Annotated in this window: 1 tRNA gene and 1 rRNA gene; both read right to left on the bottom strand. The window is 48.5% G+C overall.

Annotation, left to right across the window (positions count from 1 at the left end):
• Positions 1 to 537: ribosomal RNA gene (locus tag NLX68_RS26390) — 23S ribosomal RNA — on the bottom strand; the annotation flags it as partial.
• Between the two features lie 222 nt (positions 538 to 759).
• Positions 760 to 835, bottom strand: a tRNA-Ala gene (locus tag NLX68_RS26385).

The raw sequence follows: 835 nt of genomic DNA, 5'->3' as shown, positions 1-835 counted from the left end.
AAGTAGGCTCCCACTGCTTGTACGCATACGGTTTCAGGATCTATTTCACTCCCCTCTCCGGGGTTCTTTTCGCCTTTCCCTCACGGTACTGGTTCACTATCGGTCAGTCAGTAGTATTTAGCCTTGGAGGATGGTCCCCCCATATTCAGACAAAGTTTCTCGTGCTCCGTCCTACTCGATTTCATGACTAAGAGATTTTCGCGTACAGGGCTATCACCCACTATGGCCGCACTTTCCAGAGCGTTCCGCTAATCTCAAAGCCACTTAAGGGCTAGTCCCCGTTCGCTCGCCACTACTAAGGGAATCTCGGTTGATTTCTTTTCCTCAGGGTACTTAGATGTTTCAGTTCCCCTGGTTCGCCTCTTGCACCTATGTATTCAGTACAAGATACTCAGCTTATGCTGAGTGGGTTCCCCCATTCAGAGATCTCCGGATCAAAGTCTGTTTGCCGACTCCCCGAAGCTTATCGCAGGCTACCACGTCTTTCATCGCCTCTGACTGCCAAGGCATCCACCGTATGCGCTTCTTCACTTGACCATATAACCCCAAGCAATCTGGTTATACTGTGAAGACAACATTCGCCGAAAATTTGTAATCACTCACAAATTTTACCTTAGCCTGAACACACACCAGTGAAAGTGCTGTCCAGTCTATCTTTCTATCACATACCCAAATTTTTAAAGAACGATTCTGAAAAAGTTCAGAAATCAATATTCGATCCGAATATTCATTTCTAAGCTTTGACACGGTAGCAAGGGGTGGTGGAGCCAAGCGGGATCGAACCGCTGACCTCCTGCGTGCAAGGCAGGCGCTCTCCCAGCTGAGCTATGGCCCC

Source organism: Pseudomonas sp. SBB6, assembly GCF_024213215.1.
Classification (GTDB): Bacteria; Pseudomonadota; Gammaproteobacteria; order Pseudomonadales; family Pseudomonadaceae; genus Aquipseudomonas; species Aquipseudomonas donghuensis.
The sequence above is the reverse complement of the archived record's forward strand: the minus strand, read 5'-3'. Positions and strand labels throughout refer to the sequence as shown.